This is a genomic window from Cellulophaga sp. F20128, assembly GCF_023015805.1.
Classification (GTDB): domain Bacteria; phylum Bacteroidota; class Bacteroidia; order Flavobacteriales; family Flavobacteriaceae; genus Cellulophaga.
In genome coordinates this window covers 60,180-76,365 of record NZ_JALKBA010000018.1, presented here as the reverse complement: position 1 = coordinate 76,365, position 16,186 = coordinate 60,180, and the positions used below count along the sequence as shown (strand labels likewise).

17 protein-coding genes and 1 pseudogene are annotated in these 16,186 nt (G+C 35.2%); 9 read left to right on the top strand and 9 right to left on the bottom strand.

All coding sequences use genetic code 11. The features are described from left to right. The 9 genes and pseudogenes from MWU65_RS17710 to MWU65_RS14455 all read left to right on the top strand — a co-directional run. Positions 1 to 1,233, top strand: a pseudogene (locus MWU65_RS17710) (hypothetical protein); the annotation flags it as partial. Between the two features lie 25 nt (positions 1,234 to 1,258). Then, the gene (locus tag MWU65_RS14490; RefSeq protein WP_247079056.1) at positions 1,259 to 3,280 is read left to right on the top strand and encodes a gliding motility-associated C-terminal domain-containing protein; all 2,022 of its coding nucleotides are present in this window, start codon (positions 1,259 to 1,261) and stop codon (positions 3,278 to 3,280) included. Positions 3,281 to 3,291: 11 nt separating this feature from the next. Beyond that, complete coding sequence (locus MWU65_RS14485; RefSeq protein ID WP_247079055.1) at positions 3,292 to 4,242, top strand: type IX secretion system membrane protein PorP/SprF; 951 nt, start codon at positions 3,292 to 3,294, stop codon at positions 4,240 to 4,242. A 131-nt stretch (positions 4,243 to 4,373) separates the two neighbouring features. Next, positions 4,374 to 4,913, top strand: a complete 540-nt coding sequence (gene idi / locus MWU65_RS14480) for an isopentenyl-diphosphate Delta-isomerase (protein WP_247079053.1) — start codon at positions 4,374 to 4,376, stop codon at positions 4,911 to 4,913. Beyond that, positions 4,903 to 5,310, top strand: coding sequence for a 6-carboxytetrahydropterin synthase (locus MWU65_RS14475; RefSeq protein ID WP_247079051.1), 408 nt, complete (start codon positions 4,903 to 4,905; stop codon positions 5,308 to 5,310). The genes idi and MWU65_RS14475 overlap by 11 nt, the downstream gene beginning before the upstream one ends. Positions 5,311 to 5,343: 33 nt before the next feature. After that, positions 5,344 to 6,306, top strand: a complete 963-nt coding sequence (locus MWU65_RS14470) for a type I phosphomannose isomerase catalytic subunit (RefSeq protein ID WP_247079049.1) — start codon at positions 5,344 to 5,346, stop codon at positions 6,304 to 6,306. Positions 6,307 to 6,325: 19 nt separating this feature from the next. Continuing rightward, on the top strand, positions 6,326 to 6,703 hold the full coding sequence (locus MWU65_RS14465) for a hypothetical protein (protein ID WP_247079048.1): 378 nt from the start codon (positions 6,326 to 6,328) through the stop codon (positions 6,701 to 6,703). 76 nt (positions 6,704 to 6,779) lie between these two features. Continuing rightward, a complete protein-coding gene (locus tag MWU65_RS14460) occupies positions 6,780 to 7,787 on the top strand; it encodes a transporter (RefSeq protein WP_247079046.1) in 1,008 nt (335 codons plus the stop codon). A gap of 132 nt (positions 7,788 to 7,919) precedes the next feature. After that, positions 7,920 to 8,189 carry a hypothetical protein gene (locus MWU65_RS14455; RefSeq protein ID WP_247079045.1) on the top strand — a complete coding sequence of 90 codons (270 nt, stop codon included), beginning with the start codon at positions 7,920 to 7,922 and terminating at the stop codon, positions 8,187 to 8,189. A 57-nt stretch (positions 8,190 to 8,246) separates the two neighbouring features. On the opposite strand, the gene MWU65_RS14450 is transcribed toward MWU65_RS14455, so the two are convergent. From MWU65_RS14450 to MWU65_RS14410, 9 genes are all read right to left on the bottom strand, one after another. Further along, the gene (locus tag MWU65_RS14450; protein WP_247079044.1) at positions 8,247 to 8,954 is read right to left on the bottom strand and encodes a DUF4369 domain-containing protein; all 708 of its coding nucleotides are present in this window, start codon (positions 8,952 to 8,954) and stop codon (positions 8,247 to 8,249) included. Between the two features lie 71 nt (positions 8,955 to 9,025). Continuing rightward, positions 9,026 to 10,327 (bottom strand): DUF819 family protein, encoded by a 1,302-nt coding sequence (locus MWU65_RS14445; RefSeq protein WP_247079042.1) that lies wholly within the window; start codon positions 10,325 to 10,327, stop codon positions 9,026 to 9,028. Between the two features lie 48 nt (positions 10,328 to 10,375). Next, positions 10,376 to 11,176, bottom strand: coding sequence for a Cof-type HAD-IIB family hydrolase (locus tag MWU65_RS14440; protein ID WP_247079041.1), 801 nt, complete (start codon positions 11,174 to 11,176; stop codon positions 10,376 to 10,378). Between the two features lie 26 nt (positions 11,177 to 11,202). Further along, positions 11,203 to 11,367 (bottom strand): Arc family DNA-binding protein, encoded by a 165-nt coding sequence (locus MWU65_RS14435; protein ID WP_247079038.1) that lies wholly within the window; start codon positions 11,365 to 11,367, stop codon positions 11,203 to 11,205. Next, positions 11,360 to 12,292 (bottom strand): alpha/beta hydrolase, encoded by a 933-nt coding sequence (locus MWU65_RS14430; protein WP_247079037.1) that lies wholly within the window; start codon positions 12,290 to 12,292, stop codon positions 11,360 to 11,362. Before MWU65_RS14430 ends, MWU65_RS14435 begins: the two co-directional genes overlap by 8 nt. 2 nt (positions 12,293 to 12,294) lie before the next feature. Beyond that, positions 12,295 to 12,465: a DUF4177 domain-containing protein gene (locus tag MWU65_RS14425; RefSeq protein ID WP_247079034.1), complete on the bottom strand. Its 171-nt coding sequence runs from the start codon at positions 12,463 to 12,465 to the stop codon at positions 12,295 to 12,297. Continuing rightward, positions 12,452 to 12,967 (bottom strand): hypothetical protein, encoded by a 516-nt coding sequence (locus MWU65_RS14420; protein ID WP_247079032.1) that lies wholly within the window; start codon positions 12,965 to 12,967, stop codon positions 12,452 to 12,454. Before MWU65_RS14420 ends, MWU65_RS14425 begins: the two co-directional genes overlap by 14 nt. Further along, the gene (locus MWU65_RS14415; protein WP_247079029.1) at positions 12,968 to 13,828 is read right to left on the bottom strand and encodes an SPFH domain-containing protein; all 861 of its coding nucleotides are present in this window, start codon (positions 13,826 to 13,828) and stop codon (positions 12,968 to 12,970) included. It abuts the gene before it with no gap. A 52-nt stretch (positions 13,829 to 13,880) separates the two neighbouring features. Next, the gene (locus tag MWU65_RS14410; RefSeq protein WP_247079026.1) at positions 13,881 to 16,127 is read right to left on the bottom strand and encodes a transglycosylase domain-containing protein; all 2,247 of its coding nucleotides are present in this window, start codon (positions 16,125 to 16,127) and stop codon (positions 13,881 to 13,883) included. Positions 16,128 to 16,186 lie beyond the last annotated feature (59 nt).

Genomic DNA, 16,186 nt, shown 5'->3' with positions numbered 1-16,186 from the left:
GATAAAGGAATAGATGGAGATCAAGGTCCAATAGGAGCCCAAGGTCCTGATGGAGACAAAGGAGCAACTGGAGATACAGGAGATAAAGGTGCAACTGGAGATAAAGGAGCCACTGGTGATACAGGAGACAAAGGAGCAACAGGTGATAAAGGTGCGACTGGAGACAAAGGAGCAGATGGAGATAAAGGAATAGATGGAGATCAAGGTCCAATAGGAGCTCAAGGTCCTGATGGAGATAAAGGAGCCACTGGTGACAAAGGAGCAACGGGAGACAAAGGAGTAGATGGCGATCAAGGCCCAATAGGAGCTCAAGGTCCAGATGGAAACCAAGGAGCTGTGGGTGACAAGGGTGCCACTGGAGATAAAGGAGCAGATGGAGATAAAGGAATAGATGGAGATCAAGGTCCAATAGGAGCTCAAGGTCCTGATGGAGACAAAGGAGCAACAGGAGACAAAGGAGCAACAGGGGATAAAGGAGCAACAGGGGATAAAGGAGCAACTGGTGATATTGGCGCTCAAGGTCCAATTGGAGACAAAGGCCCTACAGGAGATGAAGGCGCACCAGGACCAAAAGGAGATAAAGGTGATACTGGAGCAACAGGTCCAGCAGGTCCTCAAGGAGTAAAGGGTGATACCGGAAATACAGGTCCAGCAGGTCCAACAGGAGGAACAGGTCCTCAAGGTAATGTTGGTCCCGCAGGTCCAGCAGGTCCTACTGGAGCAACAGGGGCTACAGGAGCAACAGGAGCTCAAGGTCCAGCAGGAGACCCATCAACTGATGATCAATTTGATGATGAAGTGTTTTTAAGAGTGGCTATTGATATGGATGATGATGAGAAATCTGTAGCTCAAGGCTATGCTAAAGAAACATCAGTTGAGGAAGTCATTAAAGCAATTGCACCAATTACCTCTAAGGCAGCTAGGATATTTTATCCACCATCTATTGAAGTAGATGTGGCAGCAACTGGTACAGGTAAAACTATTAATTTATATACGCAATATACTGCTCAATATGCAACACCAATGGTAATTAGTGATGCGGGAGGTGCTGATGAAGCTCCTTCAGCCTTGCCAACATATGGAGCAACAGAATTGTATTACTATGTAACCTATTACGATACCTCTGTTTTTGCTAACGTATCTATAAGTGCTACAGGTGTAATGACGTATGATGTAACCGCAACACCAACAGATTACAATACTTTAATAAATGTTGTTTTTGTTGTAAAATAATAGTAGCTAAAGAATAATAAAGATTTTGAATACGAAACAAATATATAAAGTTCTCTTTACCTGTATACTCGGGCTGTTTTTTGGAACGCAAGTGGTAAGTGCACAATTTTTATTGCAAGCACCTAGTAGTACAGATGAAAATAATTATAAATGGTATGAGGCTTCAAATCCAACAACTGTTTTAAGTAATCAATCTTTTCATGAAGTTACACAGCCAGGGATTTATTTTGCAACCTATGACGGTACTTTGTGTGGTAAAAATGCAACTACTTACTTTATTTTAACAGATTGTAATACCGCAGATAAGGAAGTTACCTTAGATATATCTGCAAATGTGCCTCCAGGAGCAACTGTAAGTTGGTCACCTGCCTTAACAGGAGATCAAACTGCTCCAATAGTTACGGCAACCCAAACTGTTATAAAGTATATGGCAACTATAATTAAAGCAGGTAATTCTGTTAACTTGCCTAGTTTTACTGTGGTTTGTATGAATGAAGCAAGTGATTTAGAAGACGACATAGTTTCATTAGATGAAGATACTTCTGTACTAGTTGATATTTACAATAATGATAACGGGATACCTATTTCAGGAGTGTTAACTTATTCTAATCCTGCCAACGGAACAATTCAGGTAAACGAAAATGGAACACCCAATAATCCGTCAGATGACACCCTCACCTATATTCCAAATTTAGATTATAATGGAACGGATTCATTTACATATACCATTTGTAATACTGCGGGAGATTGCAGTACTGCAACAGTTTCCGTAAATGTATTGCCTATTGTAGATGTTGTAGATGATGTAGTCGTAATAAATCAAGATGAGACCATTGTTGTGGACAATTGGGACTTAAATGATAATGATATTCCAACCGTAGGAACCCTTACAACAACAGCTCCGATAAATGGAAGAATTGTTGAGAATGATAATGGTACACCAAATGACCCATCAGATGATATTATAACCTATACCCCTAATGCAGGTTTTACAGGGACAGACACATTTACGTATACCGTTTGTGATATTGAAAGCAATTGTAGTACAGGCACAATTACCGTTTTAATATATGAATCGACCATAACAGATTTGGATTCTGACAATGATGGTATTTTAGATAGCTTTGAAGATCTTAATTTAGATGCAGACAATGACCCGTCTACTAATCCTACAGATTCAGACGGTGATGGTATACCAGATTATTTGGATATTGATAGTGATAACGATGGTATTCCAGATAATGTTGAAGCACAAACAACCTTAGGGTATATTGCTCCAAATGGATTAGATGCCAATAATAATGGATTGGATGATGCGTATGAGGCATATGGGAATGTAGGTTTATTCCCAGTGGATACAGATGGTGATAGTTTACCAGACTATCTTGATGAGGATAGTGATAATGATGGTGTTCTAGATGCTATTGAAGGGCATGATCATAATACCGACGGTATTCCTGATGTTACCTATCTAGGTTTAGACAAGGACAACGATGGACTGGATGATGGTTTTGAAGGAAATATCACTATTGATGATGATAAGAATGATGAAATTGATGATCCTATTAATGATTTACCCAATACAGACAATGACAATGAGTCAGACTACAGAGATACAGACGATGACGGAGATGGAATTCCAACTATAGATGAGGATATTAATAAGGATGGAGATTATTCCAATGATGATACCGATGGCGATGGCATACCTGATTATTTAGATTATGCTGATGCAGTTGAAGAGGAGGTAGAAGTATTCAATATTGTAACACCAAATGGTGATGGTATTCATGACGTATTAGCCATCAAAGGATTAGAAAGATTCCCTAATAATACTATTAAAATCTTTAATAGATGGGGAGTGCAGGTATATGCCACAAAAGCGTATAATACACAGGGTAATTATTTTGATGGAACATCTTCGGGAAGGGTGACCATTGATAAGAATAAAAAATTGCCGGTAGGGACTTATTTTTACATCTTAGATTATGAAAATGGTTCTGGTAATATGATACAACTTAGTGGATACATCTACATAAATAAATAGGACACAAATTTATGATATTAATAAAAAAACCTTTTGAAAAAGCAATAGTATCAGTGCTGCTTTTGTTGTTAAGTACCTTGTCGCTTTGGTCTCAACAAGATGCTCAATACACCCAGTATATGTATAATACAACAAGTGTTAATCCTGGTTATGCGGGTTCAAGAGGACATATGAGTGTTGGGTTGTTGCATAGGTCGCAATGGGTTGGTTTAGATGGTGCGCCTAAAACACAGACTTTTAATATTCATTCTCCAATTGGGTATAGAGGTGTTGGCGCAGGGTTTTCAATTGTTAATGACGAGATAGGACCAACTTCCGAAACTTATTTTGATGCTGATTTTTCATATACCATACAAACATCTAGAGAAGCTAGATTATCTTTTGGTATAAAGGCTAGCGCACACATGTTAGATGTTCGATTCTCAGAGTTAAATCAAGATAGTAGCAGTGGTGTAGATCCATCCTTACAAGATGATATTAATAATAAATTTTCACCTAATATAGGAGCCGGAGTGTATTATCATACAGAAAAATTTTATGCAGGTTTATCGGTGCCTAGGTTATTAGAAACCAAACATTTTGATGAATCTTCTCTAGCAACAGCAAACGAACAAATGAACTTTTACCTAATAACGGGTTATGTTTTTGAAATAAACCCAACTTTAAAGTTTAAGCCTGCATTACTAACCAAGGCAGTTGAAGGTGCCCCTTTACAGGTAGATTTGTCTGCGAACTTTATGTTTAATGATAAATTGATTTTAGGAGCAGCTTATAGATGGGATGCAGCCTTAAGTGCGTTGGTAGGATTTCAGTTTTCTGAAGACCTTATGATGGGCTTAGCGTATGACAAAGAAACTACCGACTTAGGAAGTGCAGCTTTTAATGACGGATCCTTTGAAGTTATGATTCGGTATGATTTTATTAAATCTAAGAACAATTTAAAATCTCCCAGATTTTTTTAATGCATTTTTAGAGCTTAAAACTCAATTATTTAGTTACAAAAATTTTATAAAAAACACTTTTAGTCATAAAAGTGTTTTTTTCTTTTCTAAGACGGCCGTAAATAACTTAAAGGTCTTATTTTTGTACTATTATGATGGAAGAGCAGGTTATATTAGTCAACGAAAAAGATGAGCAGATTGGTACTATGCCAAAAATGGAGGTGCATGAAAAAGCACTTTTACATAGGGCGTTTTCGGTATTCATAATTAATGATAAAGGAGAAACAATGTTGCAACAGAGAGCAGCAGAAAAGTATCATTCTCCATTGTTATGGACAAATACTTGTTGTAGCCATCAACGTGTTGGAGAAACAAATATTAGGGCAGGCAAGCGGAGATTAGAAGAAGAAATGGGATTTGTAACTGAACTTACCGAATTGTTCTCATTTATCTACAAGGCTCCTTTTGATAATGGACTTACAGAACATGAGTTAGATCATGTTATGATAGGAACATTTAATGATGTTCCAAAAATTAACAAACGAGAGGTTGAAAATTGGAAATGGATGCCGTTGGATGATATCAAAAAGGACATTGCTTCTAATCCAGAGCACTACACAGAATGGTTTAAAATAATATTTGATAGGTTTTATAATTATACACTTCAAAACAAAACAAAAAATGAGGGTTAAAGTAAGTAGAAAGGCACACTTTAATGCTGCACATAGATTGTATAATCCGGCTTGGGATGATGAAAAAAACAAAACAGTTTTTGGTTTGTGTAGTAATCCTAATTATCATGGGCACAACTATGAATTAGTAGTTAGCGTTACTGGTGAAATAGACAAGGAAACTGGCTTTGTAATGGATATGAAAGTTCTTAAGGATCTTATTAAGAATAAGATAGAAGACGCATTAGACCATAAAAATTTAAATATAGAAGTAGCCGAATTTAAATCGACTAACCCCACAGCGGAAAATATCGCCATAGTGATTTGGAACAAGTTGCGATCTGAGATAGACTTATCTAAAGAATTAGAAATTGTTTTATATGAAACACCCCGTAACTTTGTAACCTACTCAGGTTAAAAAATAAATAATATTCATTTAAAAATCCCTAATATGTATCCATTAAAATTTAACCCAATATTAAAAGAAAGACTTTGGGGCGGCACTAAGTTAAGAGATGTATTAGGAAAGCCTATAACGAACGATATTACGGGCGAAAGCTGGGAAATTTCCACCGTGAAAGGAGATGTTTCTATAGTAGCAAATGGAGATTTGGCCAATCTTTCCTTACAAGAATTAATAGACCGCAATGGAACAGATTTATTAGGCCAGAGTGTAGTGGCTCGTTTTGGCACTGATTTTCCTATTTTAATAAAATTTATTGATGCCAAGCAAGATTTGTCCATACAATTACACCCAAATGATGAACTAGCACAAAAAAGGCATAATTCATTTGGGAAAACGGAAATGTGGTATGTAATGGATGCGGACAAGGAGGCCGACTTAATTGTAGGGTTCAATAAAGATGTTAGCAAAGAAGAATATGCAGCTAGTTTAGCAAATAATAGCTTGTTGGAATTGTTAAACTACGAAAAAGTTAAGGAAGGGGATACTTTCTTTATCAATACGGGTAAAATTCATGCTATAGGAGCGGGTGTATTATTAGCAGAAATTCAGCAAACCTCAGATGTAACCTATAGGGTGTTCGATTTTAATAGAAAAGATAAGAACGGAAACCTACGTGAGTTGCATACAGAACAGGCTCTAGATGCTATAGATTATTCTAAAAAGAACGATTTTAAAGTAGGGTATAGCACAGCAATAAATGTTGTAAATCCAATGGTAGACTGCCCTTATTTTAAAACTAATTTTATAGAATTATCTCAAAATTTAGCACAAGATGTAACCAAAAGAGATTCTTTTACAATCTATATGTGTGTTGGTGGTTCGGCGACAATTAAAAATGAATTTGGAGAAGCCAAAATAGTTAAAGGAGAAACTATTTTGGTATCGGCTAACTCTAAAACGATACATATAGAATCTACGGGTTGCAAATTGTTAGAAGTTACTATTTAGAGTTGCTCCCCGCATAATTATGAAGGGTATTTTAAGTATATTATTACTGTTTGTCTTCTGTTTTTCAGTGCTAAGACCAGTGTTTCCGTATGTGGAATATATTTTTAATTATGATTATATCGTAGCTGTTTTATGTATAAATAAGGAAAAACCAGAATTAGAATGCAACGGTAAATGTTATTTGGATGAACAATTAGCAAAAGTAGCCAATACGGGTCAATCTCAGAAGGAGCAATTACCGAGTGTTGAATTTGATAAATTTCCTATTTTTTATTATCAAACCAAAGTAATTATTTTAAATGCACCTAGGCTAAAAACAGAATCGAATTCTTTTGGGTACGTTTGTTCCATGGATGAATGGAGCTTAAGTCCACCCACACCACCGCCCCAATGTTAATTAAATACCGTCAGGGTATTCTTCATCCTATGGAGAATCCTTTTTAATTATACATTCAATAATCAAATACTTTAAAATGAATAAATTAATATTCCCAGTTATGGGAGCAATATTGCTATGCTCAACATTTGGCATTGCACAAGACAATTTATGGAGTTCAGGAAGACCTGATGGCCATGCACCAATTAGTATCATGGCAGATCATTACCATAAAAAAGGGGAAATAATGTTCTCTTACCGCTTTATGCCCATGTGGATGAGTGGAAATTTATCATCAGCAAAGGAAATAAGTGAAGCAGAAATTCATGAAGACTACATGGTGGCCCCTCAAAAAATGAAGATGACTATGCAAATGCTTGGGTTTATGTATGCTATGTCAGATGGACTAACTTTTGCTGTTATGGGAAATCATATTGCTAATGATATGGACTTGGTAACAGGAATGCGAGAAGGGTTTGTAACTAAGTCCAGTGGTTTTGGAGATGTTTCCGTTTCTGGATTGTTGAAAATTGTAAATGGGAATAAACAATCGCTACATACAACTATAGGTATATCCATCCCTACGGGAAATATAGACCAACGAGATGATACTCCAATGATGGCGAATGCACAATTGGCATACCCAATGCAATTAGGTAGTGGTACATGGGATCCCTATTTAGGTGTAACTTATCTTGGTCAGTCTACTAATTTTTCATGGGGTGTACAGCCTTCTTATAAACTTAGGTTAGGAACCAATACTGAAGATTATGCCTTGGGAAACCTTTTAAACGTAGTTGCTTGGGGTGCAATAAAAGCTTCAGATTACCTTAGTTTTTCTACCAGTATTAATTACTGTAATTTGGGTGAAATTACGGGGCAAGATGCAGACTTAAATCCCATGATGATGCCACTATTTAATACTGTTAATTCCGGAAGAAATCAGATGGATTTGGGTGTTGGAAGTAATTTTTATATTTCATCCGGAGGTTTAAAAAACCTTAGACTAGGATTGGAAGTGAAGATCCCAGTTTCACAATCTGTAAATGGCATACAAATGAAAAATACATTGGCTACCACCTTTGGTGTTCAGTATAGTTTGTAACTTTTTATTATAGGTGTCAAAAAGCAATAATGATTTTAAATCGTTATTGCTTTTATTCCATATGGAAGATAATTCCACTTAGAAACACATTGTATGAGTTAAATATGTACTTTTGCAAAAAAAATATTACAAATGGCAAGCATAAGAGATTTAAAAAAAGATATCAATTTCGTTTTAGGAGATATTATAGAAGCAGTATACTTTTGGGAAGCTTCAACAAAAACTAAAGATTCTAAAGATGGATCTAAAATTATTGACAAAGCTATTGCTACTTTTGATGATTTAATTGCAAAAGTTAACAAGAAGGATGTAGAAAAAAGAAGTAAACATCTAGTATCTGTTCGTAAAGAATTAGAAGAAAAAGCAACGGAATTAATTGGTGACCTTAATAAATTAAGTTAATCGACCATTCGCTATTAAATTAAAAAACATCCGCTACTGGCGGATGTTTTTTTATGTCTATTTTTCAGCCTTTACGCTGGCAATATGTTCTTTTAGTTTTTTCCCGTATTTAGAATTGGATACCTCTGTAGTAAGTGAGTTGTAGATAGAATCTAAATATATAACGTTAGCGTCAGCGACTTCAGTTAAGGCCAAATAAGGAGCTATATAGGAGTTTTTATTGTTTAAAGAATAATTTAGCGCATAGAGATAAGTTCGTAAATTATTTTTATTTAATAAGACCATAATAGAGTCTATTGCCTCCTTATTTCCTATAATCTCGGGTAATTCCACTTTTTGCGCTAATGCTATGCCCATGGTGTTAAATTTTGAAATATTTTTTTGAAATTCTTCATACTTTTTTTGAGTTTCAGAACCACTAATTTCTGCCTTGGTAGCAAAAGTATTCCAGGATGTATTTATTGTAATTATACCCGGTTCTGCAAAAAAAGTAATTCGGTCATTGAATTCAGAATTATCTGCTTTATCTAAGTATAGGTAATATATTTCTGGACTTTCTAGTTCTGTGGTTAAACTAAAATTACTATCTCCAGACATTTGAACAGAATCAACAGTGATTAAAGTGGTATCCTGAATTTTTTGTAGATAAATTGTTCCTTTCTTTAGCCCTTTCACGCTTCCAGTAACAACCATTGTATTTTCGGTTGTGGAATCACAAGAAATAATGATTAGACCAATAAGAAATAGAAGAAGGGAGTTTTTCATTTTCATAGTTTTTTTGAGTGGGCAAATATCATGAAATTTTATGAGCTCAATGATGTTTTCTATATATTTTTTTAAAGGGTAGAAGCTACTTCCATAAGGTAGGCACATACTAATGCACCACCGGTACCAACCACATATCCAAAGACAGCTAGTAAAACACCAACTGAGGTTAAGGAAGAATGAAATTCCGCGGCCACAATTGGCGCAGATGCGGCACCACCAACATTAGCCTGACTTCCAACTGCTAAAAAGAAGTATGGTGCTTTTATTAATTTGGCAACTAAAATTAATAAGCCAGCATGTATGCCTATCCAGATAAATCCAATGGCAATTAATCCTGGGTTTTCTAACACTTTTCCCAAATCCATTTTCATTCCAATGGTGGCAACTAAAATATAGATAAAAACACCGCCAATTTTACTTGCTCCAGCTCCTTCATAATTTTTAGCTTTAGTAAAAGAAAGGGCTACACCTAATATGGTGGCAATTACAACCATCCAGAAAAAGCTAGACCCTAAGAAAGATAAAAAACTCTTTTTATCACCTACTGCTTCAAACGTAGCTATTAAATAAGCACTTATGTTATCGCCGAAAAAATGGGAAATTCCTACCGCTGTAAATGCAAAAAAGAGCATCATTATATAATCGTTTGTGGTTGGTACTCTGGTTATTTTATCAGTAAAGGCTGTAACTTTTTGCTTTAAGGTTTCAATAGCTGATGCATCGGCTTTAAGCCATTTGTCTATTTTTTTTGTTTTACCAACGCCCAATAAAATAATGGCCATCCATACATTGGCAACAACCACGTCTATTAGCACCATACTACCGTATTTCTCAGGATTATAATGGAAAATTTCTAACATAGCGGCTTGGTTTGCACCACCGCCAATCCAACTACCAGCAATAGTTGCTAAACCTCTCCAAATGGCATCAAAATCATTGCCGCCAACAGTTTCAGGAGAGAATATAGAAACAATGAGTATGGCTATAGGTCCACCTATAATTATGCCTGCCGTTCCCGTTAAAAACATAATTAAGGCTTTTGATCCTAATGCTGCTATAGCTTTTAAATCTATACTTAAGGTCATTAACACCAATGCAGCTGGTAATAAGTACCTGCTAGCCATATAATACAGGTTAGATTCGTGTTGTACAGTTTTTCCAGTGCTATCTACGGTTTCCCATATTTCTGCAATTACCCCAGTAGATGTAAGTACAGCAGGTAATAAGTAGCATAATAAAATACCGGGTATAATGGTGTAGAATTTGCTCCAAAAGCCAGTTTTCTTAGAAGAAGTATAGAAAACAAAGCCTAAACACAGTGTTAATAATCCAAATACAACTTTGTCGTCCGTAATTAAAGGTTCAATCATAAAGTATAAAATAGTTTATTTACCCAAAGTATGGGTTTTCAAATATACTCAAATTACAATGTTTTGCTTTATAAAATGCGCAACTCCGTTTTCGGTATTTTTAAAAGTAGTGTATTTGGCTATGGCCTTTACTTCATCTCTTCCATTTTCTACCGCAACCCCACACCCCACATTCGCCAACATTTCTATATCATTAAAATTGTCTCCAAAGGCAATGACATCGGCCAAAGTTTCATCCTTGAATAGCAGTTTTATGGCAGATAATTTAGAGATCGATTTAGGAGCAACCTCTATTAATGTTTCATTTGATCTATAAAAGTGAAGGCTATCCCCTAAGGCTGTAGTGAGTATCGTGAATATGGAATCTGTGGTTTCTTTTGTGCCCATAAGCATTATTTTATGAGCCCCAATACCTCTTTTTTCCCATTGGAACAAAGTGGTTGTAGTTTCCTCAAAAATAGGCACGGCTTTGGTGTGATGAATTTCTTTTTGTACTCTTTCTGTATCCTCTGGTACATACCATTCATCGGTATAGTATAAGCCCAATTGAACACCCTGTTTTTCTGCTAAATTGTGTATTTTTAGTAATTCACTTATAGGAATAACAGTAGAGAATAGTTCTTTGCCATTGTCTAAAACCAAGGCTCCATTATAACAGATTATAGGTTCATTTTCTACGCCTAGTCTTGCTTGTAAATACCGCATAGATTTTGGCATTCTTGCTGAAACTAAAATAATTTTTATATGGTTTTTTATGCTATTAATTGCTGATATGGTAACATCAGAAACGTCATTTTTTGTCGTTAATAAGGTCCCGTCCAAATCGGAACACAGTATTTTATATTTCATTTATTAAGGGTGCAATTGCGTTTGTTTTATTCTTCTTTCTTTTTTGGATCTCTTTTGGCTTCTTTTAAAGCCTTCATTAAGATCCACTCTATTTGCCCATTGGTGCTGCGAAACTCGTCTGAAGACCATTTTTCAATTGCCTTTAACATATCTTCATTTAACCGTAGTGCAAATGCCTTTTTTTTACTCATTTCTGATAATAAATTCTTTAATTAGAACAACCAATTCTTTTGAAATAGAAAAATTAGGATCGGTATAGGATCTCTGATTTTCTTCTAGGGAGTTAACTTCTTTCAGAAGGTGATTCATTTTTTTTATACTGTGGATTTCTGCAAGAGGGGATGCGTCTTTCAAAAGTTGTGCATCCGAATTAGTTACTTGTAAATCAGCATCTCCATTTAAGATAAGAATGGGCACGTTTATTTTTTTTATTTCTGTTTTTGGGTCAATCAAAGCCCAGCTTTTAAAGAACTTTTGATTGTTGGGGTGAAATATTGAAACCAATAAGGGGTTTACTTTTAAAATGGTGTCTGTTTTTAATAATTCATCAAAATGTTCTTTGGTTAAACTCCCTAATTCTTGACTTTGTTGGGTGACCTGGGCAATCACAGTTTGATCAATTGTTTGTCCCGCACCTGCCAATGAAATATAACTTTTTATATTTTTGTCAAAGGACAACATAGCAATTAATGAACCTTGACTGTGTCCAATTAAGTGAATGCCATTAAAACGTTTGTCGTTTTTAAAATGCTGTAGCGCAACCATGGCATCATCCGCAAAATTTTGGATGGTAATATCCTTTTCTTTCGCTAGGTTTTCCACGATTGCCGTTCTTTTGTCATAACGATAAAATGCAATCCCATTAGCAACAAGGCTATCCGATAACAACTTAATGTAATTTGCCTTAATACCTACGGCGGTTTGGTTGCCATTACGGTCTATATTGCCAGAACCGTGAATAAAAAGTACTAAGGGTACTTTCTTTTTCAATTTTGGGTAGCTTAGCGTACCGGGTAAAAAGATGTTTTTATTTTTCAGGTCCAATTCTTCCGTGATAATTTCTTGTGAAAAAACAACACTTGGAAGGAAAAATAAAAGCAGAATTACATTCTTCATATTCATCTGTTTTTTTCTCTTTCTAGGATTACTTTAAAAAAAGTTGAACTAGACATAATCCCGCCAGTGATGACGTGCCAACCCTCTCTTGCATAATTGTTAAGCTCTATTTCAAAATCCTTGTCGGAGTTTCTTAATTTAGCTTTTTGTTTAATTATCTTATATTCTTTCATCCGTATTTTTTTTAAAATGCCTATTAATTATTGCAGTTGCAGCCGTATCTTTTTGTGTGCCAATTAATATTTTTTTATCGTTTTTTAATACAATTTGGATGCCTTTGTTTCCTTTTACATTAAAGGCAGTTCCATTCCCAAAACCTGATTTAAATCCCCAACCCCCATACTCCCTCAGTGCATTGTACTTCCGTAGATTACAGCTTTGCATGTCATTCCAACGTATTAACCTATAGGTGCGGTGTATAGGAGAAAATTGATAGTGAATACCTTTTTCGTCAATTTTAGTCTTCAATTTAAAAGACCAAATCAATAGAACGCAGAGTAGCACGGTAACAGTTACCACAATTTGACCTGTACTATCGGTTGCCATTACCTGGTCTGCATTAGACTTGGCAATAAACCAAATGTAAAAGCAATACAGCAAAAATAGGAGCATGCCGTAGTTTATAAGTTGCATAAACCACTGGTTAAAACGTTGTGTTTCGTTAAATACTCTCATTTAATGATTTAAAGTGCCTGCGTTTACAATAGGTGATGCATCTTTGTCAGAACACAATACAACCATAAGATTGCTTACCATAGCAGCTTTGCGTTCTTCGTCTAGATCTACTATTTTATTTTTGCTTAATTCTTTTAAAGCCATTTCTACCATGCTTACAGCTCCTTCAACAATTTTATGTCTGGCAGCAACAATAGCAGTAGCTTGTTGTCTTTTTAGCATGGCATTGGCAATTTCTTGGGCATAGGCCAAATATCCAATTCTAGCCTCTAATACTTCAATACCGGCCATAGATAATCTTTCTTGTACTTCTTTTTCTAAGGCATCACTAACCTCGTTTACACTAGACCGTAAGGTTATATCCTCAGTATGACCCTCGTCAGCAAAATTATCATACGGATACATACTTGCTAATTTACGAACAGCAGCATCAGTTTGCACTCTAACAAAATTTTGATAATCATCTACGTCAAATGCAGCTTTGTAGGTGTCTGTAACACGCCAGACGAGAATGGTGCTGATCATAATTGGGTTGCCCAGCTTATCGTTTACCTTAAGGCGTTCACTGTCAAAATTACTAGCGCGTAATGATATTTTCTTTTTCGAATAAAATGGAATTACCCAAAACAAACCATTTTTTTTAATTGTGCCCACATACTTACCAAATAATAATAAAACCCTAGAACTATTGGGGTTCACCAAAACAAAACCTGGTAGTAATAATATCGCAATAATTATTCCGATTAGATATACGGGGTTTTCTGCCGTAATTAGCATATATACACTAGGAACTACCAATATAAAAAAGAGGAGTAGAATAAGATACCCATTTATGGGGCTTGTAGTTTTTTCGTTTTTCATGATGTTTATTTTAAATGATATTAAAATGATATCATAAATATATTAAAAAAAATCAATTATTCTTAAATTCTTTTACTTTTGTTTTGTTCGGATTTTTAAAAAGGCGTTTAAAAAAACCATCTTTTTTGATAGGGTTACAGTCTAAAGCATTTAAAACAGCAGCTGTAGGTTCTTTAAATTTTGCCTTGGTGATATAGTTAAAGTCACTGTCTTTATTCATCTTTTGTAACAATAAAGCAAAGGCAGGTAAGGCTGCATTTGCACCTTGACCAATACTTGTGTTTTTAAAACCAATTTCATGATTGTCTAAACCAACCCAAGTAACACTAACTAGTTTGGGTGTTATGCCAACAAACCAAGCATCTTTATTGTTTTGTGTGGTTCCTGTTTTTCCAGCGATATCATTGTTGAGTTTGTAAGTAGTACGTATTCTTGATGCTGTGCCAGAGTTAATAGTGGCTTTCATCATTTCTAACATTATCATATTTGTTTCTGGTGAAAAAGCCGAATTTTGACCAATTTTTGGGGTAAATTTATCGAGGATAGAATCCTTATTATTGGTTATTCTTTTTATGAGTTGAGGTGTGGCATATTTACCATTATTGACATAGCTCGTATAAGCGGTTGCTAATTCACTTATTTTAATTTCGGTTGCTCCTAATGCCAAGGATGGTAAATTAGGTAATGTAGATGAAATTCCCATTTTTTTAGCTTGTGCAATCGTATTTGAGATGCCCGCTTTCTCTAGCACCTTTACTGCAACTGTATTGACAGAATTGCTGAGCGCCTCTTCCATAGAATAATTGAGATAGGTTTCGTCTTTTTTTCCAGAATTAGACGGACTCCATTTTTCTAGGTTTTTGTATGCTACCTCGTCGGCAGAAAAATAAGTACAAGGGGCAACACCTTGTTCTAAGGCTGTGGTGTATACAATTGGTTTAAAAGTGGAGCCAACTTGCCTTTTGCTTTGCGAAATATGATCATACTTAAAGTGTTTAAAGTCGATGCCACCAATCCAAACCTTTACTGCTCCTGTTTCAGGGTTAAGAGCTAGAGAACCTATATTTAAGATTTTCATATAATAGGCAACACTATCCATACTACTTGCTTGTACCGTTGTTTTCTTACCCCAATTGTCAAAAACCATCGTTTTTTTTAGGTGAAGAGAATCCATAATTTGAGATTCAGTGAGGTTTTGTTTTTTGAAGTTTTTATAGGCAGCCGTTTGCTTTATTACTTTTAATATCAATTTTTTATTGGTAAGCCAAGGTGCATTTTTGCCATGACTTTTTTCAAAACTAGCTTGCAAGCCTTTCATGTGTTCTTGCATTGCTTCTTCTGCCAAAACTTGCATTTTATAATCTAGCGTCGTATAAATTTTTAATCCGGAAGTATAAATATTGTAAGCTTCATCTTCCTTGTTTTTTTCTTTAACCCATTGCAGCAATTGTTTTCTAACTTCTTCCCTAAAATAAGGTGCAACACCATCATTATAATTAAAATCTCTATAGTCTAATTCTAGTGGGGTTTTAGCAAGACTGTCTTTTAGTTTCTCATCGATATACGCATTGGTGTACATAGACTGTAAGACCAAGTTTCTTCTGCCTCTGCTTTTTTCTGGATGTAACCTTGGGTTATAGCTGTACGTTGCTTTTAACATTCCTACTAAGGTTGCTGCCTCCGGTATAGTTAAGTCTTTGGTGTGTTTGTTGAAAAATTTTAAAGAAGCACTTTCAATACCGTGTGTATTATCTCCGAAGGATACTTGATTTAAATAATGCGATAAAATTTCCTCTTTTTCATAAATAGCTTCCAACCTTTTGGCAATAAACATTTCTTTTACCTTGGAAACGGCTAAATGCAAGTTGCCATGTTTTATTCTTGGGTATAAGTTTTTTGCCAATTGCTGACTTATAGTGCTACCTCCTCCGGAAGATTTGTCTTGCAGTAGGATACTCTTAAATGCAACTCTAAGCATACTTTTGTAATCGATACCATTGTGTTGGTAATAGCGTTCGTCTTCAATAGCAACTAGGGCTTCCGGTAAGTATTTTGGAAAATCAGCATAATCAATAGGTTGCCTGTCCAGTAAGTAATATTTGCCAATGAGCACACTGTCTGCAGAATATACTTCAGATGCTTGTTGGTATTTTAGTGAAGACAGTTCTTTTTTACTAGGCAGTTTGCCCCATAGCCCTGCATATATACTGATTATAAATAAAAAAAATAGGCTTACTGAAGCAATTATAAACAGTAGGATATATCGTAAAATAGGGTTGTTAATTTTCTTTAAAATCAAAATAGTATGTTTTTATATATAAGGATAAGTTAAAAATTTAAAACCAGCTAAAAAATAAC

Coding starts and splice junctions, on each gene's coding strand:
- MWU65_RS14425 (WP_247079034.1), bottom strand. CDS start 12,465: ATGAAAGAATATAAGATAATTAAACAAAAAGCTAAATTAAGAAACTCC.
- idi (WP_247079053.1), top strand. CDS start 4,374: ATGATGGAAGAGCAGGTTATATTAGTCAACGAAAAAGATGAGCAGATT.
- MWU65_RS14440 (WP_247079041.1), bottom strand. CDS start 11,176: ATGAAATATAAAATACTGTGTTCCGATTTGGACGGGACCTTATTAACG.
- MWU65_RS14435 (WP_247079038.1), bottom strand. CDS start 11,367: ATGAGTAAAAAAAAGGCATTTGCACTACGGTTAAATGAAGATATGTTA.
- MWU65_RS14455 (WP_247079045.1), top strand. CDS start 7,920: ATGGCAAGCATAAGAGATTTAAAAAAAGATATCAATTTCGTTTTAGGA.
- MWU65_RS14475 (WP_247079051.1), top strand. CDS start 4,903: ATGAGGGTTAAAGTAAGTAGAAAGGCACACTTTAATGCTGCACATAGA.
- MWU65_RS14450 (WP_247079044.1), bottom strand. CDS start 8,954: ATGAAAAACTCCCTTCTTCTATTTCTTATTGGTCTAATCATTATTTCT.
- MWU65_RS14485 (WP_247079055.1), top strand. CDS start 3,292: ATGATATTAATAAAAAAACCTTTTGAAAAAGCAATAGTATCAGTGCTG.
- MWU65_RS14415 (WP_247079029.1), bottom strand. CDS start 13,828: ATGAAAAACGAAAAAACTACAAGCCCCATAAATGGGTATCTTATTCTA.
- MWU65_RS14465 (WP_247079048.1), top strand. CDS start 6,326: ATGAAGGGTATTTTAAGTATATTATTACTGTTTGTCTTCTGTTTTTCA.
- MWU65_RS14445 (WP_247079042.1), bottom strand. CDS start 10,327: ATGATTGAACCTTTAATTACGGACGACAAAGTTGTATTTGGATTATTA.
- MWU65_RS14470 (WP_247079049.1), top strand. CDS start 5,344: ATGTATCCATTAAAATTTAACCCAATATTAAAAGAAAGACTTTGGGGC.
- MWU65_RS14420 (WP_247079032.1), bottom strand. CDS start 12,967: ATGAGAGTATTTAACGAAACACAACGTTTTAACCAGTGGTTTATGCAA.
- MWU65_RS14460 (WP_247079046.1), top strand. CDS start 6,780: ATGAATAAATTAATATTCCCAGTTATGGGAGCAATATTGCTATGCTCA.
- MWU65_RS14430 (WP_247079037.1), bottom strand. CDS start 12,292: ATGAAGAATGTAATTCTGCTTTTATTTTTCCTTCCAAGTGTTGTTTTT.